Source organism: Enterobacter sp. JBIWA005 (assembly GCF_019968805.1).
GTDB classification, from domain to species: Bacteria; Pseudomonadota; Gammaproteobacteria; order Enterobacterales; family Enterobacteriaceae; genus Enterobacter; species Enterobacter vonholyi.
In genome coordinates this window covers 3222820-3247449 of record NZ_CP074159.1, presented here as the reverse complement: position 1 = coordinate 3247449, position 24630 = coordinate 3222820, and the positions used below count along the sequence as shown (strand labels likewise).

Sequence of the window (24630 nt, the reverse complement as noted above, 5' to 3'; positions counted from 1 at the left end):
CTTTGAATCCGGGATACAGTAGAGGGATAGCGGTTAGATGAGCGACCTTGCGAGAGAAATTACACCGGTTAACATCGAGGAAGAGCTGAAGAGCTCCTATCTGGACTATGCGATGTCGGTCATTGTTGGCCGTGCGCTGCCGGACGTCCGCGATGGCCTGAAGCCGGTACACCGTCGCGTACTATACGCCATGAACGTATTGGGCAATGACTGGAATAAAGCCTATAAAAAATCTGCCCGCGTCGTCGGTGACGTCATCGGTAAATATCACCCGCATGGTGATACCGCCGTTTATGACACCATCGTTCGTATGGCGCAGCCATTCTCCTTGCGCTACATGCTGGTAGATGGTCAGGGCAACTTTGGTTCAGTCGACGGCGACTCCGCTGCGGCGATGCGTTATACGGAAATCCGTATGTCGAAAATCGCTCATGAGCTGATGGCCGACCTGGAAAAAGAGACCGTTGATTTCGTCGATAACTACGACGGCACCGAGCGCATCCCAGATGTGATGCCAACCAAGATCCCGAACCTGTTGGTTAACGGTTCTTCCGGTATCGCGGTCGGTATGGCAACCAACATTCCGCCGCACAACATCACGGAAGTGATCAACGGCTGCCTGGCCTATATCGACGATGAAGACATCAGCATTGAAGGGCTGATGACACACATTCCGGGCCCGGACTTCCCGACGGCGGCGATCATCAATGGTCGTCGCGGCATTGAAGAAGCGTACCGTACCGGCCGCGGCAAGATTTACATCCGTGCCCGCGCCGAAGTGGAAGCGGACGCCAAAACCGGCCGTGAAACCATTATTGTTCACGAGATCCCGTATCAGGTGAACAAAGCGCGTCTGATTGAAAAAATCGCCGAGCTGGTAAAAGAAAAACGTGTTGAAGGCATCAGCGCGCTGCGTGACGAGTCTGACAAAGACGGTATGCGCATCGTGATTGAGATCAAACGCGACGCGGTGGGTGAGGTTGTGCTGAACAACCTGTACTCCCAGACTCAGCTTCAGGTCTCCTTCGGTATCAACATGGTTGCGCTGCACCATGGTCAGCCGAAGATCATGAACCTGAAAGAGATCCTGAGCGCGTTCGTTCGTCACCGTCGTGAAGTGGTGACCCGTCGTACCATCTTCGAACTGCGCAAAGCGCGCGATCGTGCGCACATCCTTGAAGCGCTGGCGGTTGCGCTGGCCAACATCGACCCGATCATCGAACTGATCCGTCGTGCGCCAACCCCGGCGGAAGCGAAAGCTGCCCTGATTTCCCGTCCGTGGGATCTGGGTAACGTCGCTGCGATGCTGGAACGTGCGGGCGATGACGCGGCGCGTCCTGAGTGGCTGGAACCTGAATTCGGCGTGCGTGACGGTCAGTACTACCTGACGGAACAGCAGGCCCAGGCGATTCTGGATCTGCGTCTGCAGAAACTGACCGGCCTTGAGCATGAAAAACTGCTCGACGAATACAAAGAGCTGCTGGAACAGATTGCTGAGCTGCTGCACATTCTGGGCAGCGCAGAGCGCCTGATGGAAGTGATCCGCGAAGAGCTGGAGCTGGTCCGCGATCAGTTCGGCGACGAGCGCCGCACCGAAATCACCGCCAACAGCGCGGACATCAACATCGAAGACCTGATCAACCAGGAAGACGTTGTTGTGACCCTGTCTCACCAGGGCTACGTGAAGTATCAGCCGTTAACGGACTACGAAGCACAGCGTCGTGGCGGTAAAGGTAAATCTGCAGCACGTATTAAAGAAGAAGACTTTATTGACCGCCTGCTGGTGGCGAACACCCACGACACGATCCTCTGCTTCTCCAGCCGCGGTCGTCTGTACTGGATGAAAGTTTATCAGCTGCCGGAAGCAAGCCGCGGCGCGCGTGGTCGTCCAATCGTTAACCTGCTGCCGCTGGAAGCGAACGAACGTATCACCGCTATTCTACCGGTACGCGAGTACGAAGAGGGCGTGAACGTCTTTATGGCGACCGCCAGCGGTACCGTGAAGAAAACCGCGCTGACCGAATTCAGCCGTCCGCGTTCTGCCGGTATTATCGCCGTGAACCTGAACGAAGGCGACGAGCTGATTGGCGTGGATCTGACCTCGGGATCTGATGAAGTCATGCTGTTCTCTGCGGCCGGTAAAGTGGTGCGCTTCAAAGAAGACGCCGTCCGTGCAATGGGCCGTACCGCGACGGGCGTGCGTGGTATCAAGCTGGCTGGCGAAGACAGCGTTGTTTCTCTGATTATTCCGCGCGGTGAAGGGGCTATCCTGACCGTGACGCAGAATGGTTACGGTAAACGTACGGCGGAAGGGGAATACCCAACCAAGTCTCGCGGTACGCAGGGCGTTATCTCCATCAAGGTGACCGAGCGCAACGGTTCCGTTGTCGGCGCGGTGCAGGTGGATGATGCGGACCAGATCATGATGATCACCGATGCCGGTACGCTGGTGCGTACCCGCGTGTCTGAGATCAGCGTGGTGGGTCGTAACACCCAGGGCGTGATCCTCATCCGTACAGCGGAAGATGAAAACGTGGTGGGTCTGCAGCGCGTTGCCGAGCCGGTGGATGACGAAGAGCTCGACTCCATCGACGGCAGCGTTGCGGAAGGCGATGATGATATCGCGCCGGAAGCCGACACCGACGATGACGTAGCGGATGACGCTGACGAGTAATGTCTCCTGATGCAAAAAAGGGCCGGATTCCGGCCCTTTTCTTTTGCATTAGCAGATAAGTCAACGTTGCGACCTGGCGCGTTTACCGCTACCTTAACCACATTCTTTTGACCCCGACGGCGGAGCCTCGCCCCCTTGAAATACCTCGTCTCCTTTCGTACTACGCTGAAAGTCTCTCGCTATCTGTTTCGGGCGCTGGCGCTCCTGCTTTGGCTGCTGGTGGCCCTGTTCTCGGTGTTTTACATCGTTAACGCCCTGCACCAGAAAGAAGCGGAGATCCGCCAGGAGTTTAACTTAAGCTCCGACCAGGCTCAGCGCTACATTCAGCGAACGTCTGACGTCATGAAGGAGCTGAAGTATATTGCCGAAAATCGTCTGACGGCGGAAAACGGCATCCTTGCGCTTCGCGGGCGTGATGACAAAACCGAGGTCCCGGACTTCCAGCCGCTGTTCCCGGATTCCGATTGCTCCACCATGAGCAATACCTGGCGCGGGTCGCTGGAATCCCTTGCCTGGTTTATGCGCTACTGGCGCGACAATTTCTCCGCCGCCTATGACCTGAACCGCGTCTTCCTGATTGGCAGCGAGAATCTTTGCATGGCTGACTTTGGCCTGCGCGATGTGCCCGTTGAGCGTGATGATGCGCTGAAAAGCCTGCATGAACGTATTGTGAAATACCGCAATGCGCCGCAGGACGAGCGCGGGAATAACATCTTCTGGGTGAGCCAGGGCCCGCGCCCGGGCGTGGGGTATTTTTACGCCCTGACGCCGGTCTATCTGGGCAATCGCCTGCAGGCGCTGATGGGGATTGAGCAGACCATTCGCATGGAGAACTTCTTCACCCCGGGCAGCCTGCCCATGGGGGTGACCATTCTGGATGAAAATGGTCATCAGCTGATCTCCCTTACCGGGCCCGATAACCGTCTAAACGTCGAACCACACTGGATGCAGGAGCGGTCGTGGTTTGGCTATACCTCGGGTTTCCGCGAGCTGGTCCTGAAGAAGAGCCTGCCGCCTTCGTCGCTGAGTATCGTCTATTCGCTGCCGGTAGATATGGTGCTTGAGCGGATACGCATTCTTATCATGAATGCGATTCTGCTGAACCTGCTGGCGGGGGGCGCGCTGTTCACGCTGGCGCGCATGTATGAGCGGAAAATCTTTATTCCCGCAGAAAGCGACGCCCAGCGGCTCGAGGAACACGAGCAGTTTAACCGCAAGATTGTCGCCTCGGCGCCGGTGGGGATCTGTATTCTGCGTACCCAGGACGGAACCAATATCCTGAGTAATGAACTGGCGCATAACTACCTGAACATGCTGACGCATGAAGACCGGCAGAGGCTGACGCAAATTATCTGCGGCCAGCAGGTTAACTTCGTCGACGTGTTGACCAGTACGCACACCAATCTGCAGATCAGCTTCGTGCATTCCCGCTATCGCAATGAAAACGTGGCGATTTGCGTGCTGGTGGATGTTTCCGCACGCGTGAAAATGGAAGAGTCGTTACAGGAGATGGCGCAGGCCGCAGAGCAGGCGAGTCAGTCGAAATCCATGTTCCTTGCGACCGTAAGCCACGAGCTGCGTACGCCGCTGTACGGGATTATCGGTAACCTCGATCTGCTGCAGACGAAGGAATTGCCGAAAGGAGTCGACAGACTGGTGACGGCGATGAACAACTCCTCCAGCCTGCTGCTGAAAATCATTAGCGATATTCTCGACTTCTCTAAAATTGAGTCTGAGCAGCTGAAAATTGAGCCGCGGGAATTCTCACCGCGCGAGGTGATGAACCACATCAGCGCCAACTATCTGCCGCTGGTCGTGCGTAAACAGCTGGGGCTCTACTGCTTTATCGAACCGGACGTGCCGCTGACGCTGCACGGCGATCCGATGCGCCTGCAGCAGGTCATCTCTAACCTGCTCAGCAACGCCATCAAATTCACCGATACCGGCTGTATTGTGTTGCACGTCTGCCGGGCAGGAGATTACCTGAGCATTCGCGTGCGCGACACGGGGGTCGGCATCCCGGCGAAGGAGGTGGTTCGTCTGTTCGACCCGTTCTTCCAGGTCGGTACCGGCGTGCAGCGTAACTTCCAGGGAACCGGACTGGGGCTGGCGATTTGTGAGAAGCTCGTCAGCATGATGGACGGCGATATCTCCGTGGATACCGAGCCCGGCATGGGCAGCCAGTTCACCATTCGCATTCCGCTTTATTCGGCGCAATATCCGGCTAAAGCGACGGTAGACGGGCTGAGCGACAAGCGCTGCTGGCTGGCGGTGCATAACGCCTCGCTGAATGACTATCTGACGGCGCTGCTTACCCACAGCGGCGTGAGGGTGTGCCGCTATGAAGGTCAAACGCCGGACGTGGACGATGTGCTGATCGCCGACGAGATGCTGGAGCTGCCGTGGCAGGGGAGAGGGTCAGTGCTCTTCTGCCGTCGGCACATCGGTATCCCGGTTGAGCGTGCGCCAGGAGAATGGGTACACAGTGTCGCAACCCCACACGAGCTGTTGAGCCTGCTGGCGCGCATCTACAAAGTGGAACTGGAAGAGAGCGACGGCGCGGGCGGATTGCCGTCACCGGAGTCTCTGGCGTCGGTGAATGACGATATGATGATTCTGGTGGTGGATGACCATCCAATTAACCGTCGCCTGCTGGCTGACCAGCTTGGATCGCTGGGCTATCAGTGCAAAACCGCCAATGACGGCGTGGATGCGCTGAACGTGCTGAGTAAGAATCATATTGATATCGTGCTGAGTGACGTCAACATGCCTAACATGGACGGCTACCGTCTGACGCAGCGCATCCGGCAGCTTGGCCTGACGTTGCCGGTGGTGGGCGTAACGGCGAACGCGCTGGCGGAAGAGAAGCAGCGCTGTCTGGAGTCAGGCATGGACAGCTGTCTGTCCAAACCGGTGACGCTGGACGTGCTGAAGCAGACCTTGTCGATTTACGCGGAGCGCGTGAGAAAAACCAGAATATAAAAAAGGCCCGCAAGGGCCTTTTATGTTTTTCCCCTTCTCCCGGTGGGAGAGGGATGGGGTGAGGGCATCAGGCCGCACACCCGTCGGGATCAATCCTTGTCCGTCGCGCTCAGCGTGACGGAGGAGAGATAGTTCAGCAGTGCAATATCGTTGTCCACGCCCAGCTTCATCATCGCTGATTTCTTCTGGCTGCTGATGGTTTTAATACTGCGGTTCAGCTTCTTGGCAATCTCGGTCACCAGGAAACCTTCTGCGAACAGGCGCAGAACTTCACTCTCTTTCGGAGACAGGCGTTTGTCACCATAGCCACCCGCGCTGATTTTTTCCAGCAGACGAGAAACGCTTTCAGGCGTGAACTTCTTGCCTTTCTGCAGCGCTGCGAGCGCTTTTGGCAGATCGGTCGGTGCGCCCTGTTTCAGCACAATCCCTTCGATGTCCAGATCCAGTACCGCGCTCAGGATCGCCGGGTTGTTGTTCATGGTCAGAACAATGATCGAGATATCCGGGAAGTGGCGTTTAATATATTTGATGAGCGTGATCCCATCACCGTATTTGTCTCCAGGCATGGAGAGGTCGGTAATGAGCACGTGTGCATCAAGCTTTGGGAGGTTATTGATCAGTGCTGTAGAGTCTTCAAATTCACCGACTACATTCACCCACTCGATCTGTTCAAGTGATTTGCGAATACCGAACAGTACAATCGGATGGTCATCGGCAATAATTACGTTCATATTGTTCATGTATAAGGCTACCTTGCTACAGCAAGCTTTTGACGTAGGCGTCAATGTCGCTGATGTATTTTTCAATGCCAGAGGCATCTTTCTCACGAATTAGATGTTCCAGCGTTTCACATAACTGCTTGCCGGGAACCAGATTAAGCATGGCAAACACCCCTTTAAGCCGGTGTGCTGTCTGTGCCAGCGCTGCAAAATCATTCGCAGCGGACTCAGTATACAACCGCTTAACATCATCTGGTACTGTATCAACAAAGAGTGAATAGTATCCGCTGGCGTGAAGCTCGGCATTTTCATTACCGCCAAGCGGGGATTCCGCTATCTCTTCCTGCGCCAGCTGCTCTTCTATTAGTTGTAGTACAGCTTCCTGCATCGCATTGCTTATATTAAAGTTGACGCGCAGCTGGCCAGGGCCGATTTTCCGCACGCCTGACTCATCATCGCTTAAAAGCAAGCCGGAGGCAGTAAGATTAGACGGATTATCAGTTAAAAACAGATCAAATTCTTGACTTGCAAGTCTTTCATCCGGCGTGATGCAGGCCGCACCCCAGTTTTCTAGCTGGCGAACGACAATATTGCGGATCTCGTTCGACGTAACGTCGACCATCACCACGACATCATCGAGCAGACGTTCTTCATCTTCTTCCTGCGGATTGGCGGCCATTTTGACGTGCAGAGAATAGCGGGTGCCGAGGGATTCACGGGCCTTGATATTCAGATGGCCGCCGAGCTTACGCGCCAGCTGATCGCATAGCCAGAAGGTAAGGGCATTTGCCTTGCCGTAGCGATCGCTTTGTGTGTCATTCAGGAACGGGAAGTGCAGATTATCAATTTCACTCGTGGTGACGCCTTCACCAGTGTCCAGGATGCGGAACGTCAGGCGGTCTTCTGCCGACTCTTCCGTACTGACTTCAAGGGTGATCTTGCCAATCTGCGTGGTAGTCACCGCGTACTGAATAATCATCAACAGTATGCGGCGCAGCGCTTCACGATCGCCGTGGCGTTCGTCATTTGCCGGGAGATTGTTATTGATCAGCAGCTGCAGACCTTTGCGCTTAATCACGGGCAGGACTTCCGGAACCACTTCATCAATCAGAGCCTGAATAGAGAAAAGGCTTGGCGTTCCCTTCCAGAAATCATTCTCCAGCATGTTCGCCAGCTGGATCTCATCAACCATTCTGACCAGCGAGTCGGCCTGACAGGCAAGCTGGTGGCTTTCTGACGTATTTAACGCCGCCGCCTGGGTCGCCAGCGTTTTTAACGGCTGCTTGAAGGCATCGCCAATGTTCTGCATAAATGCGGCGCGCCCCTGCTGGTTTTTCTCATACAGCCTTTGCGCCTGCTTGAGCTTTTTATTCACCAGCACTTCGCGATCCTGATCGCGGATGATGAAGATTTGCGTGCGTGGAGCCACCTGGCTGCGGAACTGGCGGATCTCGTACAGTTCATTGTTGATGGTGGCCTGAATCACCCCCTGGTGCTGATCCGCCATGGTGGTGATGTTCTGCAGGTTAAGATGCGGCAGCAGATGGTCGGCAATTTTGTTGCTCATCACCGTGCGATTCGCTTCCTGGTCGTGAACTAAGACCCCAAGCGGCAGCACGGAAACAATCTCTTCATTCAGCGCGCGTAATACGCGCAGCTCATTGCTGGTGCCGGCAGGAACCGCAGAGGCGTCGCTTTGACGCCCCGACTGGAAACGGAAGGTGCTGTACCCAAACAGGGCCAGCGCCAGCAGACCGATATTCAGCAGCAGAGGCAGCAGGATATTTTGCAGGGTATCCAGCAGCAGCGTGCCAAACGGCACCTGCCACACCAGACGCATACCGGTCGAGTTCAGGGATGAGGCAATTTCGATTTTCGAGCCGTTAAAGGAGATCGATACGCTCTCTGCGGCCTCTTTGTCAAATGCCGCACGCATGTTCTGAGTGCTGCTGTCGGGCTCCAGACGGAAACTATCGAGCGGCATGTCCGGTGGGATTAAATCATTTATCGGTAAATCGAAGGCGACCACCGTCGCCAGATGTCCTGGCTGGTTGAACGTGGTGCGCAGAGTAAAATAATGACCGTTTTGCCATGCCAGACGGCGCAGAGAAGAGAAGCTCTCACGTTCATCAAGCGCATTCGCCTGCTGCAGCATCTCTGCCCGGCGGGAATCGACGATGCTGCCCACGGTGGTCTCTTTAAACCCGGAAGAGAGATCTTTTAACGGTAGCGTAGAGATCAGGATCATGCTGTTGTCCTGACCATTCAGATAATACATCGACCATGGCACCGTTTCCGCACCCCAGAGGGTATCCAGATAGGTCGAAATACGCTGCGTCATCTCAAGCGTCGCGCTGTCGTGAGAGCCAAAAATAAGCGCCTCGGTTTTACGCTGCGGTTTTTCGAGGTAATAGACATCCTGCTTAAGCCGCGTCTCCTGAAGTCCATCTCCGGACGAGGAGGCAGGCGCGGCCGCGATATTGTCGTAAATCTGCCATGTGGCGTAGCGCCAGGTATCTATGCGCTTATGGACGGCGTGGGTGATATCGACGACCTGATAGCTCTTATCCTTCAGCCATGCATTAACCGCGCTTTGTACCATCACCCCCATGGTCACTAACAGCACAACGATCAAAAGAAGAAAGAAACGGGTGATGCTCCCGGGAAGGAGGGAGAATTTGCTCGGGGCGGTGGTTTCAGTCTGACTCATTGATATCTTTAACCCGTTGTGGTCGTGCTCTGTGGCGATAGGGCAGTATAAAGGGTAATAACTGAATTTCCAGCGCCACTGTCCGGGAAGAGGCGACTTTTTCACTGGACAATATCGGCGGTGGATGGAGCAATAAACGTGTACAAACTCGCCGTGCGCGTACAAATAATAAGTGCGCTAAGCCAGCAAATAGCACGAATTAACAAGAAATTAAGCGCTATATCATTTGCGTGCCAGAGAAGGATAGCCGGTGAGAAATTAGTTAATAGTCGTTACAATTTCGGATCGGTAGCACAAAAAATGAGAAGTTACGTAAAGAAAGGTAAAAAAAAACCGAATGCGAAGCATTCGGCTCAATTAGGGATAAACAGACATTCAAAATTGAATGACGGTAATAAATAAAGTTAATGATGATAGCGAGAGTTATTTTAGAGATTAGGTGCGATCTTGTTTTGTCATTCAGTGCTGTAACGGATTTTATTGTAACCTATTGATTTATATGTGGTGTATTTTACGTTTGATTATAAGTGCTAATTTTCTAAGCTATTTGTGCTTTGTAAAAGTTCCTTGATATTTACATTTTGAAACATGTTGATAGATAAATGAAACATCTTCAAAGTTTTCGTATCATATTCGCATTGGATTATTCTGTAATTTTGCGGAGAATGAAATTGCCGACTGGTTAATGAGGGTTAACCAGTAAGCAGTGGCAATTATAAGGCATATAACAGAGGGTTAATAAAATGAAAGTTAAAGTACTGTCCCTCCTGGTACCAGCACTCCTGGTGGCAGGCGCAGCAAATGCGGCCGAAATTTATAACAAAGATGGCAACAAATTAGATCTGTACGGTAAAGTTGATGGTCTGCACTATTTCTCTGACGACAAGGGTGCCGACGGCGACCAGACCTACATGCGTCTCGGCTTCAAGGGCGAAACTCAGGTTAACGATCAGCTGACCGGCTACGGCCAGTGGGAATACCAGATCCAGGGCAACACCTCCGAAAGCGAAAATGATGCATGGACGCGTGTGGCGTTTGCGGGTCTGAAATTCGGTGACGCGGGTTCTTTCGATTACGGTCGTAACTACGGCGTAATCTACGACGTAACCTCCTGGACTGACGTTCTGCCAGAATTTGGTGGCGATACCTACGGCGCAGACAACTTCCTGCAGTCCCGTGCTAACGGCGTTGCGACCTACCGTAACCAGGACTTCTTTGGTCTGGTGGATGGTCTGAACTTTGCTCTGCAGTATCAGGGTAAAAACGGCAGCGTAAGCGGTGAAAACGTGGGTGGACGCAGCCTGCTGAAACAGAACGGCGACGGCTACGGTGCTTCCGTGACCTATAACCTGGGCGAAGGCTTCAGCGTAGGTGGCGCAATGTCCTCCTCCAAACGTACCGCCGATCAGAACGGTGCAAGCGTTTACGGTCATGGCGATAACGCAGAAGTTTATTCTGGCGGCCTGAAATACGATGCCAACAACATCTATCTGGCAGCGCAGTACTCCCAGACCTACAACGCAACCCGTTTCGGTACCTCTAATGGCGACAGCCCGACTACCGCTTACGGTTTTGCTAACAAAGCGCAGAACTTCGAAGTGGTTGCTCAGTACCAGTTCGACTTCGGTCTGCGTCCATCCGTGGCCTACCTGCAGTCTAAAGGCAAAGACATCGAAGGTTACGGCGATCAGGATCTGCTGAAATATGTTGACGTTGGTGCGACTTACTACTTCAACAAAAACATGTCCACCTATGTGGATTACAAAATCAACCTGGTTGATGAAAATGAATTCACCCGTCAGGCGGGTATCGGTACTGACGATATCGTAGCGCTGGGCCTGGTTTACCAGTTCTAATCGCTTTATCGTGTGACGTAAGGGGCCTGATGGCCCCTTTTTTGTGCTTCCCCGATGCTCACTACTCACCCGTTTTGGTGTACTCTTGCCGCCCTGGCATGAGGATAATAATGAATGGACATGACTTTTTTACGCGCCAGCTTTCTGGCTATGCTTTTTTTCCTGACCGCGTGTGACGATCCCGCGCCCGTGGCGAAAACCGATGCACCCGCCGCGACGGTGCTCGAAGGCAAAACGATGGGAACCTTCTGGCGCGTCAGCGTGATGAACCTCGATAAAACTCGCACGGATGAGCTTCGCAGCAAAATTCAGGCGCAGCTGGACGCCGACGATCAGCTGCTCTCAACCTATAAAAATGACTCGGCGCTGATGCGCTTTAATCTCTCCACCAGTACCTCTCTGTGGCCGGTGAGCGAGGCGATGGCCGATATCGTGACTGAATCCATACGCGTGGGTTACAAAACTAACGGGGCGATGGATGTGACCGTCGGCCCTCTGGTGAACCTCTGGGGATTTGGCCCGAATAAACAGCCTGTGAAGACGCCTGAACAGGCGGCCATTGATGACGCCCGCGCCCGAACGGGGCTGCAGCATCTGACGGTGATCAACCAGTACGGGCAGCAGTACCTGCAAAAAGATATTCCCGATCTGTTTGTCGATCTGTCAACGGTCGGGGAAGGCTATGCGGCGGATCATCTTGCTGCACTGATGGCGCAGGAAGGCATTTCCCGTTATCTGGTTTCGGTTGGCGGCGCGCTGGTCAGCCGGGGCATGAACGCCAGCGATAAGCCGTGGCGCGTAGCGATTCAAAAACCAACCGATCGGCAAAATGCCGTGCAGGCGATAGTGGATATCAACGGACATGGCATCAGTACATCCGGAAGCTATCGTAACTATTACGAGCTTGACGGGAAGCGTATTTCACATGTTATCGATCCGCAGACCGGGCGCCCCATCACGCATAATCTGGTCTCAGTGACGGTCATTGCCCCCACCGCGCTGGAAGCGGATGCCTGGGATACCGGGTTAATGGTTCTCGGCCCGGAAAAAGCTAAAGAGGTGGTCCGTCAGGAAGGGCTGGCGGTTTATATGATTGTTAAAGAGGGCGACGGGTTTAAAACCTGGAGCTCGCCGCAGTTCAACAGTTTCCTGGTCAGCGACAAAAATTAAAAAGCAAGGTTGCGGGTTTTTTATCGGTGGCGCTCAGGCACGCTCTATGTATGCTTATACGAGGAGCCGATCATGAAAAACCCAACCTTAATTACCGATGAGGATCGCTGGCAGGCCGTACTGGCCCGCGATCCGCTCGCTGACGATCAGTTTGTCTTCGCCGTGCAGACAACGGGTATTTTCTGCCGTCCGTCATGTCGCGCCCGCCACGCGCTGCGTAAAAATGTCCGTTTTTATCCTGATGCCCGGCATGCCGTTCAGGCAGGGTTTCGCCCGTGCAAGCGCTGCATGCCGGACAAACGCGATCCGCAGGCGCAGAAGCTGGCAAAAGTGGAACATGCCTGCCGGCTTCTGGAGCAGGATCCTGCGTTAACCCTGGAGAAGCTGGCGGAGCAGGTCGCCATGAGTCCTTTCCATTTTCACCGTCTGTTTAAAGCCGTGACCGGCATGACGCCAAAAGCCTGGCAGCAGGCTGCGCGGGGTCAGCGTCTGCGCACCGCGCTTGCGCAGGGAGACAAAATTACCGACGCCGTGCTGGCGGCGGGATTTCCCGACAGCAGCAGCTATTATCGTAAAGCCAACGATGCGCTGGGCATGACGGCGAAGCAGTACCGTAAAGGAGAGGTGGCCGTGCGGTATGCCATCGATGACTGTTCGTTGGGACGCTGTCTGGTTGCGGAAAGCGAGCGGGGGATCTGCGCGATCCTGCTGGGTGACAGTGATGAAGAATTAGCCGAAGAGCTTGCCGCGCATTTTCCAAAAGCAGCGCATGCGCCGCTGGAAGAGGATTTCGCACAGCGGGTCAAGCAGGTGATTGCCAGTATCGATCACCACGATGTACCGCTTGCGCTGCCGCTGGATATTCGTGGAACCGCTTTCCAGCAGCGCGTCTGGCAGGCACTTCGCAACATTCCCTGCGGCGAAACGGCAAGTTACCAGCAGGTGGCGCAGGCGATTGGCCAGCCCAGGGCGGTACGCGCCGTTGCCGGAGCCTGTGCGGCAAACACGCTGGCAATTGTGATCCCCTGTCATCGCGTGGTTCGCAACGACGGCGTGCTGTCGGGCTACCGCTGGGGAACGGCGCGAAAAGCGCTATTACTGAAACGTGAGGCGAAACGCCGGGAGGGATAATGCTCGATCTTTTTGCGGATGCTGAACCCTGGCAGGAGCCGCTTGCGCCGGGGGCGGTTATCCTGCGTCGCTTTGCTCTCTCCCGTGCGGAGGCGTTGCTTGCCGGAATTGAAGAGGTCACAGCGGTTTCACCGTTTCGCCATATGGTGACGCCGGGCGGCTACACCATGTCGGTGGCCATGGCCAACTGCGGCGAACTGGGCTGGGCGACGAACGAGCGGGGCTATCTGTATGCCCCGAACGATCCTGCGACCGGCCAGCCCTGGCCTCCGATGCCTGCGGTTTTTCAGGCGCTTTGCCATGAGGCCGCCGTGGCAGCCGAGTATCCTGACTTTCGGCCGGATGCCTGCCTGATTAACCGCTATGCCGTTGGCGCAAAGCTCTCGCTGCATCAGGATAAGGATGAACCCGATCTGCGCGCGCCTATCGTCTCGGTATCGTTAGGTCTGCCCGCCGTCTTCCAGTTTGGGGGATTACGCCGCAACGATCCGCTCAAACGCATCATGCTGGAACATGGCGATGTGGTGGTGTGGGGCAGGGAATCGCGGCTTTATTATCACGGCATTCAGCCGTTGAAACCCGGCGTCCACCCCCTCACGGGTGAGTACCGCTTTAATCTGACCTTCCGTCAGGCGGGGATGAATAAACTAAAATAAGAATTATTCTTGATGTCCGCGCAAGGCAGTTTACACTGCTGGCTGATTTTTATTGTCCGGATTGCCTGCATGCAACTACTTCTCCTCGTCTGGCGTCAGTATCGCTGGCCCTTCATCGCCGTTATGGCGTTAAGCCTTGCCAGCGCCGCGCTGGGTATTGGCCTGATCGCATTTATTAACGTGCGGTTGATAGAAATGGTCGACACCTCGCTCTCCGTATTGCCGGAGTTTCTTGGCCTTTTGCTGCTGTTGATGGCGGTTACGCTCGGCTCACAGCTGGCGCTGACCGCGCTTGGCCACCATTTCGTTTTTCGTTTGCGCAGTGAGTTTATCAAGCGGATCCTGGACACCCAAATAGAGCGCGTTGAGCAGCTCGGCAGCGCCTCCCTGCTGGCGGGGCTGACCAGCGACGTGCGCGCCATTACCATCGCGTTCGTTCGTCTGCCGGAGCTGGTGCAGGGGATCATTCTGACCTTTGGCTCGGCGGCCTATCTCGCCTGGCTCTCCACCAAAATGCTGGCGGTGACTGCACTGTGGATCGCCATCACCATCTGGGGCGGTTTTATGCTGGTGTCGCGCGTCTATAAACATATGGCGGTGCTGCGCGAAACCGAAGATAAGCTCTATAACGATTACCAGACGGTACTGGAAGGGCGTAAAGAACTCACCCTGAACCGCGAGCGCGCCGAGTATATCTTTAACAATCTCTATATTCCGGACGCGCGCGAATACCGGCACCACATCATTCGCGCCGATACCTTCCACCTGAGCGCTGTGAACTGGTCAAACATTATGATGCTGGGTGCCATTGGCCTGGTATTCTGGATGGCGAACAGCCTGGGCTGGGCGGACACCAACGTAGCGGCAACATACTCACTGACGCTGCTGTTTTTGCGCACGCCGCTGCTCTCGGCGGTCGGCGCGTTGCCCACCTTGCTGAGTGCGCAGGTGGCCTTTAATAAGCTCAAAAAATTCGATCTCGCGCCGTTCCAGGCAGAATTTCCGCGCCCGCAGGCCTTCCCGAACTGGCAGACGCTCGAGCTACGTAACGTCACGTTCCGCTATCAGGACAGCGCCTTCTCCGTAGGGCCGATCAACCTGACGATCCGCCGCGGCGAGCTGTTGTTCCTGATTGGCGGCAACGGCAGTGGTAAATCGACGCTGGCTATGCTGCTCACCGGGCTTTATCAGCCGCAGTCGGGCGAGATTTTGCTGGATGGCAGGGCGCTGAGCGCGGAGAAACCCGAAGATTACCGCAAGCTTTTCTCGGCGGTATTCACCGACGTCTGGCTGTTCGATCGGCTGCTGGGGCCGGATGGGCAGCAGGCTAATCCGGCGCTGGTGGAAAAATGGCTGGCGCAGCTGCAGATGTCGCACAAGCTGGAGTTACAGGACGGGAAGATCCTCAACCTGAAGCTTTCCAAAGGGCAGAAAAAGCGCGTGGCGCTGCTGCTGGCGCTGGCGGAAGAGCGTGACATCATCCTGCTCGACGAGTGGGCAGCGGATCAGGACCCGCATTTCCGCCGCGAATTTTATCAGGTGCTGCTGCCGCTGATGCAGGAGATGGGCAAAACCATTTTCGCCATCAGCCACGACGATCACTACTTCATGCATGCTGACCGCCTGCTGGAGATGCGCGACGGCAGGCTGAGCGAGCTGACCGGTGAAGAGCGCGATGCGGCATCGCGTGACGCGGTGGCGCGTACGGCCTGATGCCCTCACCCAAACCCTCTCCCACAGGGAGAGGGGAGAGATCGTGGCCGTAATGCCGCTTTTTTCTCCATCCCGGCCCGTTGTTTATTCTTATTTACATATCCCCGCGCTATGCTTAACCCCAACTCATTTAATGGATTTATGATTGATGTCGGTATTAAAGAAAAACAGCGCCAGACAGCGTGACCAGGAGCGCGCGCGACTCATCTGGCTCCTTACGACCGATAAAGCGGTCACTTCTACGCTATTAGGCAAACTCACCCTGGCTGAGCAATATGATGTCGGCACTCTGGCCGACGATATTGCTGAGGTAGGTGCGCTGGTTGCTCACTTACCCCCGCCGGATCTGGCGGACACCCTTGAAGCGCTTCCCTCGGAAGAACGTCACGCCCTCTGGCGTCTGGTACAGGATCACGAGCGCGGACGGGTGCTGCTTGAGGCCTCCGAAAACGTCTGGGACGACCTGATCGACGAGATGAGCGACCGGGATATTCTCGACGCTCTGCAAACGCTGGATATCGACGAGCAGATTTACCTCGTTCAGCACCTGCCGCGAAACCTGACCGGTCGCCTGCTGGCGTCACTGCCTGCAGAGGAGCGGGCGCGCGTGCGTCAGGTGATGCACTATGAGAAAAACAGCGTCGGCGCGATCATGGAGTTCGGCGTTATCACGGTGCGACCGGACGTGACGCTCGGTACCGTACAGCGCTATCTGCGTCGCCTGGGCAAAATGCCGGACAACACCGATAAGCTGTTTGTCACCTCCCGGGACAAAACCCTGCTCGGCGAGTTGGAGCTGAAAACCATCCTGCTCAACAGCACCCAGCGGAAGGTGAGCGAGGTGATGGAAAACGAGCCGATGGTCTTCTCCCCGGAAGACGATGCGGAGAAAGCGGCGCGAACCTTCGAACGTGACGACCTCGTGAGTGCTGCCGTCGTGGATTCCGTCGGCAAACTGATGGGGCGTCTGACCATCGACGAGATCGTTGACGTGGTCTACGAAGAAACCGATAACGATCTGCGTGCGCTCGGAGGGATCAGCGCAGAAGATGACGTCCATGCCTCCGTCGGCAAGGCGGTGAAAACGCGCTGGGCGTGGCTGGCCATTAACCTGTGTACCGCGTTTATCGCCTCCCGCGTGATTGACGGCTTTGAACACACTATTTCGCAGCTGGTGGCGCTGGCCTCGCTGATGCCGATTGTGGCCGGGATTGGCGGCAACACCGGAAACCAGACCATCACCATGATCGTCCGCGCGCTGGCGCTGGAAAATATTCAGCCCGGCAACTTCGCCTTTCTGATCTTCAGAGAGATGGGGGTGGCGTTGATCAACGGCCTGGTATGGGGCGGCATTATGGGCGGCATCACCTGGTGGCTGTATGACGATATGGCGTTAGGCGGAGTGATGATGCTGGCGATGGTGCTGAATTTGCTGGTGGCATCGATGATGGGCGTCATTATCCCGTTGACCATGACCAAACTGGGGCGCGACCCCGCGGTGGGGTCGAGCGTGATGATCACCGCCATCACCGATACCGGCGGTTTCTTTATTTTTCTTGGACTGGCGACGATTTTTCTTCTTTAAGCCGACGCTTAATGCGGGCGGGGAGGAGTGCCATGACGATAATTCCGCCCAGCACGCCAATTGCCAGATTGCCGGTTGATACCGTGGCGGCAACGGTGACCAGCATGACGACCGTTTCCGCTATCGGGGCCGTTTTCAGCGTGGTGGGCTGAAGGCTGTGCCAGCTGAAGGTTTTGACGGCGACGATCGCCATAATGCCCGCCAGCACCGCCATCGGGATGTTGGCCATCACCTCGCTGAGCGCCGTCACCAGGATCAGCAGCACGATGCCCGCAGCGAAGGTTGAAATGCGGCTTCGGCCTTTCCCCATCTCCACGTTAACGATGGTTTGTCCTATCATCGCGCAGCCTGCAATACCACCGTAAAATCCGGCCAGAATATTGCCGACGCCTAATCCAATGCTTTCGCGGCGTTTACTTGACGGTGTCGCGGTCAGTTCATCCACCAGCTTTGCCGTGAGCAGGGACTCCAGCAGGCCGACAAAGGCGATGCTCAACGCGCACGGCCAGATAATGCTCAGCGTCTGTAAATTGAGGGGGACCAGAAGTTCACTAAGTCCCGGCAAACTGCCGCTCATTGAGCCTTCATCGCCCACGGTCGGCAGGCTTTGCACGGTTGAAACGGTAAACAAGGTTAACAGCACAATCGCAATCAGCGGGGAAGGGATGCTTTTGATATATCGCGGCACCCAGAGCACGATCAGCAGCGTCAGCACGAACAGGCCCACAATCAGCGGGCTTCGGCTCCAGAAATGCGGCACCTGAGCTAAGAAGATCAAAATGCCCAGGGCGTTAACAAACCCGGTCATGACCGACTGGGGAATAAAGCGCATCAGCCTTGCCATGCCCAGCACGCCAAACAGAATCTGAATCACGCCAGCCATGAGCACGGCGGGAAGAATGTACTGCACGCCGTGCTGATGCACCATCGGGCCAATGACCAGCGCCACGGAACCGGCCGCTGCCGTGACCATCGCCGGACGACCACCGAGTACGGACAGGGCGAGACACAGCACTACGGAAGCGATCAGGCTGACCTTCGGGTCAACGCCCGCGACCACCGAAAACGAGATGACTTCGGGGATCAGAGCCAGGGCGGTAATCACGCCTGCCAGCGTTTCGCGCGTCAGCTTCTTAGGGGAACGCAGCACGTTGGCTACGCGCTCTTCGGGGGATACAGCAGAATGGGGTAAGGACATAACAGTTCGCTGGTTAGGGCAGGCTTCCGTGCGCGCGATCACAAAACGCAACATACTAGCCAGTAAAACCGCGCTTTACCAGACGCATCGCTAATTCCTCACAAACAATCCATCATTAAATTTCACAATTACAATAATTTCGTAACCTTTAAACAATATTTAAAAGTTGTTACCGTGCCACCGCAGCTTTTTTCACCTGCAATTTCCACGCATCAAGCACTTTTACACTAAGGCATAAATTATGAAAAAAATGACTGCCATGCTCTTTTCTCTGGCCGTGGGGCTTAACACCGTCTCCATGGCGGCGAAAGCTGACGCACCAAAAGAGCAGGAAACGGACGTCCTTTTAATCGGTGGCGGGATCATGAGCGCCACGCTGGGAACCTATCTGCAAGAACTGCAGCCGGACTGGTCTATGACCATGGTCGAGCGCCTTGATGGCGTGGCGCAGGAGAGTTCGAACGGCTGGAATAACGCCGGTACCGGCCATTCGGCACTCATGGAACTGAACTATACGCCGCAGAAAAAGGACGGTTCCATTAGTATCGAGAAGGCAGTAGAAATCAACGAAGCATTCCAGGTTTCTCGCCAGTTCTGGTCTCATCAGGTCAACAGCGGCGTGCTGCACGACCCGCACTCCTTCATCAACACCGTGCCGCACATGAGCTTTGTGTGGGGCGAGCAGAACGTCAACTTCCTGCGCGCGCGCTACGCCGCTCTGCAGCAGAGCACGCTGTTCCGCGGGATGAAATACTCTGAAGACCACGCGCAGATTAAAGAGTGGGCTCCGCTGGTCATGGAAGGTCGTGACCCGAACCAGAAAGTGGCGGCGACCCGTACCGAAATTGGTACTGACGTTAACTACGGTGAAATTACCCGTCAGCTGGTGACGTCTCTGAAGAAAAAAGAGAACTTCAATCTGCAGCTCAGCACCGAAGTGCGCGGTTTCAAGCGCAACGCGGATAATAGCTGGAGCGTGACCGTTGCCGATCTGAAAAACAATGAAGCTGAACACGTCATCAAGGCGAAGTTTGTCTTCATCGGTGCGGGCGGCGCGGCGCTGAAGCTGCTGCAGGAGTCCGGTATTCCGGAAGCTGACGACTACGCGGGCTTCCCGGTCGGCGGTCAGTTCCTGGTGTCCGATAACCCGGAAGTGGTGAATCGTCATCTGGCAAAAGTGTACGGTCAGGCTTCCGTGGGCGCGCCGCCAATGTCCGTTCCACACATCGACACCCGTATGCTTGACGGCAAACGCGTCGTGCTGTTTGGACCGTTCGCGACCTTCTCCACTAAATTCCTGAAAAACGGCTCCCTGTGGGATCTGCTGAGCGCAACCACCACCTCTAACGTCAAGCCGATGATGGACGTGGGTCTGGATAACTTCGATCTGGTGAAATACCTGATTAGCCAGGTGATGCTCTCTGACGACGACCGTTTCGAAGCGCTGAAAGAGTACTATCCTCAGGCGAAGAAAGAAGACTGGCGTCTGTGGCAGGCGGGTCAGCGCGTTCAGATCATCAAGCGCGATCCGAAAGAGGGTGGCGTGCTGCGTCTGGGTACCGAAGTGGTGAGCGATAAGGATGGCACAATCGCCGCGCTGCTGGGCGCGTCACCGGGTGCGTCTACCGCTGCGCCAATCATGCTGCACCTGATGGAAAAAGTGTTTAAAGATAAAGTCGCCAGTCCGGAATGGCAGGCGAAGCTGAAAACCATTATTCCATCCTACGGCACGAAGCTGAACGGTAACGTGGACGCGACGGAGCAGGAGCTGGAATACACCAGCCGCGTACTGCAGCTGCAGTACATCAAACCGCAGGCTGCGGATGCTGCGCCGAAAGCGGAGCTGAAGCCCCAGCCGGAAAACAAACCGGTTGCGGATATCGCGCTGTAAGGTAAAAGCAAAACGGCAACATAGGTTGCCGTTTTTGCTGCTTTCTCCCTCTCCCGATGGGAGAGGGCTGGGGTGAGGTCACCAGAGCGCACCCGACCTGGTTTTAACGTACTACCGCTTGTCCGACATTCTCATCGGCCTTCCACACGCGATATTTAACGTCGACATTTTCAGGCGTATAAACCACGATCGGCAACTTGCTGTTGTAGCGCAGCAGGCTATTGTCGCCCAGATACGCTGTCACAAATTTCTTCTCTTTCTTGCCGTCCGGGCAGGCCATCATGGTGGAGACCGGAGAGGTCACTTTATCAAAGACGTAGTAGTCATAACCCCAGCCTTCCAGCGTTTTGCTTTCCAGCTGACCGCCCAGACGATGCTGGTTGCAATCCACTTCCAGCGTCTTGCCAATCAACAGCTCCACTTTGAAATTCGCTTCATCCTGCTGTGCCGGTAGCTGGATCACCTGACGCTTCATCCCTTTATCCGCTTTCGGGTACGGGGCGACTTTTTCCAGCGGCTGCTCTTTAGGTGTTTCGCTGGCGAAAGCACTGGTGCTGACACATGCGGCGGCGATGAGTGCGATGGCAAATTTAGGTGCGTTTTTCATTGTCATTCCTTTATGTCAAAACGATCCTGCACAGGTTAACATATCAATTATGAATGATTGGTGTTATTTACTTACATTTTCAATATTAATAGCGCAATAAACCACATATTTGCCATTTAAGTAGAGATTTGTACTGGCGTGGAGTCCGGCAGGCGTTTGTGTTATTTTAGACCCTCTATAATGTTATTCATCTGTAAAAGGGAAGAGAGATGGTTCGTGCAAAACTGAAAACGCCTGAAGGCCGCAAGTTCCTCCTGGCGCTGCTGGTTGTGTTTATGATTGCTGCCGCGTGCGTGGGGCGTGCCACCATTGTAGGCGTTATCGAACAGTACAACATTCCTCTCTCTGCCTGGACAACCAGCATGTATGTCCTGCAGTCGGCGATGATCTTTGTCTACAGCCTGGTGTTCACCGTTCTGCTGGCCATCCCGCTGGGCATTTTCTTCCTGGGCGGACGTGATAAACACTAGACGCCGATTTGCGATATCGAAGCCATCCTGCGGGGTGGCTTTTTTTATGTCTAATAATTTTTATTCGCATTTCCAGGATATTCTGTTTCGAACAAGACATTTCAACATGAAGCAGGAGATGCGCAATGTTATCCCGGTTTGCAACGCTCAGCCGGATCCCGAAAGGAGTCTGGGTGGTGGGCGGCGTCAGTATGTTAATGGATATCTCCTCGGAGATTATCCACAGCCTGCTGCCGCTGTTTATGGTGACGACGCTGGGCGCCAGCGTTATTTTCATTGGTTTGATTGAAGGTCTGGCTGAAGCTACGGCGCTGTTTATCAAGGTGTTTTCCGGCGCCATCAGTGACTATCTGGGCAAGCGTAAAGGACTGGCGGTTCTGGGCTACGGTCTTGGCGCATTGAGTAAACCGTTGTTCGCTATCGCCTCTTCTTCCGGCATGATCCTTGGGGCGCGCTTAATCGACCGGGTCGGGAAGGGGATACGGGGAGCGCCGCGCGATGCGCTGGTTGCTGATGTTACGCCGCCGGAACTTCGCGGCGCGGCCTTTGGGCTGCGTCAGTCTATGGACACCGTCGGTGCATTTCTCGGGCCGCTGCTGGCCGTAGGATTAATGCTGCTGTGGAACGATGACTTCCGCACGATTTTCTGGATCGCGGTGATCCCCGGCGTGCTCGCCGTGGCGCTGCTTTTCTTCGGCCTGCATGAGCCGAAAACGCCCGTCGAACATAAACGCACGAACCCCATCAAAAAAGAGAACCTCAGGCGTCTCGGGAAAGGCTGCTGGTGGGTCATTGGCCTGGGAGCCATCTTCACGCTCGCACGTTTCAGTGAAGCATTTCTTGTGCTGCGCGCACAGCAGTCGGGGGTGCCGCTGGCGCTGATCCCGCTGGTGATGGTGGCCATGAATCTGCTCTATTTCCTCTCTGCCTATCCGTTTGGCAAGTTATCGGACGGGATGAGCCACACCCGATTACTGCAGTGGGGCCTGGTGATGCTGATTGGGGCAGATGTTGTGCTGGCGCTGAGCACCCACTGGGCTGGAATGCTTCTGGGCGTCGCGTTTTGGGGAGTACATATGGGTATGACCCAGGGATTACTGGCGGCAATGATCGCTAAAACCGCACCGCCCGATCTGCGCGGCACTGCTTTCGGTATTTTTAGTCTGGTCAGCGGCGTGGGATTATTAATCGCCAGCGTGGGAGCCGGCGCGATATGGGAAACGTTTGGCGCGGAATATACGTTTTATGCCGGAGCGGTGATTTGTCTGGCTACGCTGGTGTATCTGCGCAAAACCCCGGACGAGGCGAAATAAAAAAACCAGCCATCAGGCTGGTTTTCAGTATGTTTTTGGTCGGCACGAGAGGATTTGAACCTCCGACCCCCGACACCCCATGACGGTGCGCTACCAGGCTGCGCTACGTGCCGACGCATAAAAAGAATACTACTCGATTCCGTTTTGAATGCAAGGGAATCTGTCGCTAACTGGTTTATTATTAATCAGTTAGCGATGAAGCGCTTCTCATCCGTCAGGACCTGCAGCAGCAGGCTCAGCTGCGGTTTCTGGTCCTTCAACCGTTCACCCTGCAGATTATACGTCTGATAATTCCCGTTACTGTTCAGCACCAGCGTCAGCTTCGGTGTGGTCACCACCAGCGTGTCATTCCCGGCAGCCGTGACCCAGTTATGGCGGCGCGCAGCGCTGAAGAGATCCTGTCCCTGCGAATACTCGTTCGCTGGCGTGCTGACATGCAGCAGGCGTTGCATCAGGGTAGTCATCACATCTTTATGCTCGGTAAGCATATTGATGCGCTGCGCCGGGGTGCCAGGCCAGTGGATCACCAGCGGAACCTGCAGGTTCGGGCGTGACCAGCTCATGCTCTTCGTCTCGTCACCTAACGGGACGCCATGGCCTGCGGTCACGAGCACCACGGTGTTATCCAGCTTGCCGGACTCACGTAGCGCGTCAAGCACGCGGCCAATCTGCGCATCAACATCACCCGCCGCGCGGCCATAGCGGCGCGCGAAATCACTCTTATTGCTGTTAGCAAGCGTTGTGCCGTTAAAGGCAACCCATGAGAACCAGCGGTTATCTTCCTGCGCGTAGCGCTGAAGCCAGTTTATCCATTGGCCGGCGGTCTGCGCATCGGACTGATTTTGTGCCGCTGGCAGTGAGAAATCGGACAGTAGTGCCTGGCGGTAGAGCGGGCTGTTAAAGCCATCGGATGAGAACAACCCTAACTGATAGCCCTGCTGATTCAGCCCGGTGATCAGCGCCGCAGGCGTGCGGGTAGAGAGTACGCCGTCCATGTATCCGGCTGAAATGCCATAGAAGAGGCCAAAGATGCCCGCGTCGGTTGTGTTACCGGAGCTCATATGCTGAGTAAACGAGACGTTTTGACTCGCGAAATCGGCCAGTACAGGCATCTGCTTCTCGTAACGGGAATAGTTCAGGCCATCAACGGTGATCAGCAGGACGTTTTGCCCGCGCCCCATATCGCGATAGCGTAGATCGCTCAGAGGATACTGCACGCTGACGGCTTCAGGATTACCCTGCTCGATAAGACGGCGCTGGTACTCCTGAGCGTCAAGCAGGCCGTGTTTCTCGAGGAAACGACGGGCCGTCATCGGGTACGAGAGCGGCAGGTTCGCGCGCTGCATGGTAATAGGGCGATAGAAGTTCGCATCCGCCCAGATATACATGATGTGCGAACTGATAAAGGAGACGAAAAAGAGCGCGGCGACGGGCTTCGCGTAATGGCGTCGCCGGGTCAGGCTGCGGAGCTTTTGCCAGCTCCACGTCGCAAACAGCATCTCAATCAACAGGATCACCGGGACGCTGATAAACATCAGCTGCCAGTCACGTGCCGTTTCGTTCTGGTCGGGGTTAATCACCAGTTCCCAGACGATGGGGTTAAGATGCAGGTGGAAGCGGGTGAACACTTCACTGTCGATAAGCAGCAGCGTCATCCCCACCGTCGCGAGGATGGCGGATAAGAACCGCATCAGACGCTGCGACATGACGATAAACGTCAGGGGGAACAGGATCAGCAGATAGGTGGCGAAAACCAAAAAGCTAAAGTGACCGACAACGCTTATCCAGGAGTAGACACGCCCGGTTAGCGTTGTTGGCCAGTCTGCGACAAACAGATAACGACAGCCAATGACCGTCGCCAACAGAATGTTGAACAGGGCAAACCAGTGCCCCCAGCTGACCATCTGGGAGACTTTTTCACGGTAGCGCTGACGATTCGTCACCATAAACTGTTG

Annotated in this window: 16 protein-coding genes and 1 tRNA gene; 11 read left to right on the top strand and 6 right to left on the bottom strand. The window is 55.3% G+C overall.

The window, feature by feature from the left end; genetic code table 11:
• Window positions 1-37 precede the first annotated feature (37 nt).
• Both gyrA and rcsC read left to right on the top strand, forming a co-directional pair.
• Window positions 38-2674, top strand: a complete 2637-nt coding sequence (gyrA, locus tag KGP22_RS15355; RefSeq protein WP_223580024.1) for a DNA topoisomerase (ATP-hydrolyzing) subunit A — start codon at window positions 38-40, stop codon at window positions 2672-2674.
• Window positions 2675-2809: 135 nt separating this feature from the next.
• A complete protein-coding gene (rcsC, locus tag KGP22_RS15350) occupies window positions 2810-5656 on the top strand; it encodes a two-component system sensor histidine kinase RcsC (RefSeq protein ID WP_223580022.1) in 2847 nt (948 codons plus the stop codon).
• 89 nt (window positions 5657-5745) lie between these two features.
• Here rcsC and rcsB read toward each other — a convergent pair whose 3' ends face one another.
• Together rcsB and rcsD are read right to left on the bottom strand one after the other, a co-directional pair.
• Window positions 5746-6396 (bottom strand): response regulator transcription factor RcsB, encoded by a 651-nt coding sequence (rcsB, locus tag KGP22_RS15345; RefSeq protein ID WP_003859405.1) that lies wholly within the window; start codon window positions 6394-6396, stop codon window positions 5746-5748.
• A 16-nt stretch (window positions 6397-6412) separates the two neighbouring features.
• Window positions 6413-9085 carry a phosphotransferase RcsD gene (rcsD, locus tag KGP22_RS15340; protein ID WP_223580020.1) on the bottom strand — a complete coding sequence of 891 codons (2673 nt, stop codon included), beginning with the start codon at window positions 9083-9085 and terminating at the stop codon, window positions 6413-6415.
• 743 nt (window positions 9086-9828) lie between these two features.
• Between rcsD and KGP22_RS15335 the strand changes: the two genes are divergently transcribed.
• The 6 genes from KGP22_RS15335 to mgtE all read left to right on the top strand — a co-directional run bounded on the left by KGP22_RS15335 (window position 9829) and on the right by mgtE (window position 17196).
• Entirely contained in the window at window positions 9829-10941 is a 1113-nt protein-coding gene (locus KGP22_RS15335) for a porin OmpC (RefSeq protein WP_033146057.1), read from the top strand.
• A 114-nt stretch (window positions 10942-11055) separates the two neighbouring features.
• Entirely contained in the window at window positions 11056-12111 is a 1056-nt protein-coding gene (apbE, locus tag KGP22_RS15330) for an FAD:protein FMN transferase ApbE (protein WP_111965292.1), read from the top strand.
• 72 nt (window positions 12112-12183) lie between these two features.
• Window positions 12184-13242, top strand: a complete 1059-nt coding sequence (gene ada / locus KGP22_RS15325; protein WP_223580017.1) for a bifunctional DNA-binding transcriptional regulator/O6-methylguanine-DNA methyltransferase Ada — start codon at window positions 12184-12186, stop codon at window positions 13240-13242.
• On the top strand, window positions 13242-13898 hold the full coding sequence (gene alkB, locus KGP22_RS15320; RefSeq protein ID WP_111965294.1) for a DNA oxidative demethylase AlkB: 657 nt from the start codon (window positions 13242-13244) through the stop codon (window positions 13896-13898). The genes ada and alkB overlap by 1 nt, the downstream gene beginning before the upstream one ends.
• A gap of 69 nt (window positions 13899-13967) precedes the next feature.
• Window positions 13968-15611: a multidrug ABC transporter permease/ATP-binding protein gene (locus KGP22_RS15315; protein WP_149366458.1), complete on the top strand. Its 1644-nt coding sequence runs from the start codon at window positions 13968-13970 to the stop codon at window positions 15609-15611.
• 148 nt (window positions 15612-15759) lie between these two features.
• Entirely contained in the window at window positions 15760-17196 is a 1437-nt protein-coding gene (gene mgtE / locus KGP22_RS15310) for a magnesium transporter (protein WP_223580016.1), read from the top strand.
• Here the strand turns inward: mgtE and KGP22_RS15305 are convergent.
• The gene (locus tag KGP22_RS15305; RefSeq protein ID WP_223580015.1) at window positions 17159-18448 is read right to left on the bottom strand and encodes a SulP family inorganic anion transporter; all 1290 of its coding nucleotides are present in this window, start codon (window positions 18446-18448) and stop codon (window positions 17159-17161) included. The genes mgtE and KGP22_RS15305 overlap by 38 nt on opposite strands.
• Before the next feature lie 187 nt (window positions 18449-18635).
• Here KGP22_RS15305 and mqo point away from each other — a divergent pair, with 187 nt between their 5' ends.
• A complete protein-coding gene (mqo, locus tag KGP22_RS15300) occupies window positions 18636-20285 on the top strand; it encodes a malate dehydrogenase (quinone) (RefSeq protein WP_047652540.1) in 1650 nt (549 codons plus the stop codon).
• A gap of 103 nt (window positions 20286-20388) precedes the next feature.
• Here the strand turns inward: mqo and eco are convergent, their stop codons facing one another.
• A complete protein-coding gene (gene eco / locus KGP22_RS15295; RefSeq protein ID WP_223580013.1) occupies window positions 20389-20892 on the bottom strand; it encodes a serine protease inhibitor ecotin in 504 nt (167 codons plus the stop codon).
• 209 nt (window positions 20893-21101) lie between these two features.
• On the opposite strand from eco, the gene KGP22_RS15290 reads away from it, so the two are divergent.
• A complete protein-coding gene (locus KGP22_RS15290) occupies window positions 21102-21362 on the top strand; it encodes a DUF2534 family protein (RefSeq protein ID WP_010433451.1) in 261 nt (86 codons plus the stop codon).
• A 125-nt stretch (window positions 21363-21487) separates the two neighbouring features.
• Window positions 21488-22675, top strand: a complete 1188-nt coding sequence (locus KGP22_RS15285; protein ID WP_223580011.1) for an MFS transporter — start codon at window positions 21488-21490, stop codon at window positions 22673-22675.
• A gap of 36 nt (window positions 22676-22711) precedes the next feature.
• Here KGP22_RS15285 and KGP22_RS15280 read toward each other — a convergent pair.
• Both KGP22_RS15280 and yejM read right to left on the bottom strand, forming a co-directional pair.
• Window positions 22712-22788: transfer RNA gene (locus KGP22_RS15280), tRNA-Pro, on the bottom strand.
• A 72-nt stretch (window positions 22789-22860) separates the two neighbouring features.
• Window positions 22861-24621 (bottom strand): LPS biosynthesis-modulating metalloenzyme YejM, encoded by a 1761-nt coding sequence (yejM, locus tag KGP22_RS15275; RefSeq protein WP_223579999.1) that lies wholly within the window; start codon window positions 24619-24621, stop codon window positions 22861-22863.
• Window positions 24622-24630 lie beyond the last annotated feature (9 nt).

What these genes read in the sequence shown, in the direction of transcription:
- gyrA (WP_223580024.1), top strand. Translation starts at nt 38, where the DNA reads ATGAGCGACCTTGCGAGAGAAATTACACCGGTTAACATCGAGGAAGAG.
- rcsB (WP_003859405.1), bottom strand. Translation starts at nt 6,396, where the DNA reads ATGAACAATATGAACGTAATTATTGCCGATGACCATCCGATTGTACTG.
- rcsD (WP_223580020.1), bottom strand. Translation starts at nt 9,085, where the DNA reads ATGAGTCAGACTGAAACCACCGCCCCGAGCAAATTCTCCCTCCTTCCC.
- KGP22_RS15335 (WP_033146057.1), top strand. Translation starts at nt 9,829, where the DNA reads ATGAAAGTTAAAGTACTGTCCCTCCTGGTACCAGCACTCCTGGTGGCA.
- apbE (WP_111965292.1), top strand. Translation starts at nt 11,056, where the DNA reads ATGGACATGACTTTTTTACGCGCCAGCTTTCTGGCTATGCTTTTTTTC.
- ada (WP_223580017.1), top strand. Translation starts at nt 12,184, where the DNA reads ATGAAAAACCCAACCTTAATTACCGATGAGGATCGCTGGCAGGCCGTA.
- alkB (WP_111965294.1), top strand. Translation starts at nt 13,242, where the DNA reads ATGCTCGATCTTTTTGCGGATGCTGAACCCTGGCAGGAGCCGCTTGCG.
- KGP22_RS15315 (WP_149366458.1), top strand. Translation starts at nt 13,968, where the DNA reads ATGCAACTACTTCTCCTCGTCTGGCGTCAGTATCGCTGGCCCTTCATC.
- mgtE (WP_223580016.1), top strand. Translation starts at nt 15,760, where the DNA reads ATGTCGGTATTAAAGAAAAACAGCGCCAGACAGCGTGACCAGGAGCGC.
- KGP22_RS15305 (WP_223580015.1), bottom strand. Translation starts at nt 18,448, where the DNA reads ATGTTGCGTTTTGTGATCGCGCGCACGGAAGCCTGCCCTAACCAGCGA.
- mqo (WP_047652540.1), top strand. Translation starts at nt 18,636, where the DNA reads ATGAAAAAAATGACTGCCATGCTCTTTTCTCTGGCCGTGGGGCTTAAC.
- eco (WP_223580013.1), bottom strand. Translation starts at nt 20,892, where the DNA reads ATGAAAAACGCACCTAAATTTGCCATCGCACTCATCGCCGCCGCATGT.
- KGP22_RS15290 (WP_010433451.1), top strand. Translation starts at nt 21,102, where the DNA reads ATGGTTCGTGCAAAACTGAAAACGCCTGAAGGCCGCAAGTTCCTCCTG.
- KGP22_RS15285 (WP_223580011.1), top strand. Translation starts at nt 21,488, where the DNA reads ATGTTATCCCGGTTTGCAACGCTCAGCCGGATCCCGAAAGGAGTCTGG.
- yejM (WP_223579999.1), bottom strand. Translation starts at nt 24,621, where the DNA reads ATGGTGACGAATCGTCAGCGCTACCGTGAAAAAGTCTCCCAGATGGTC.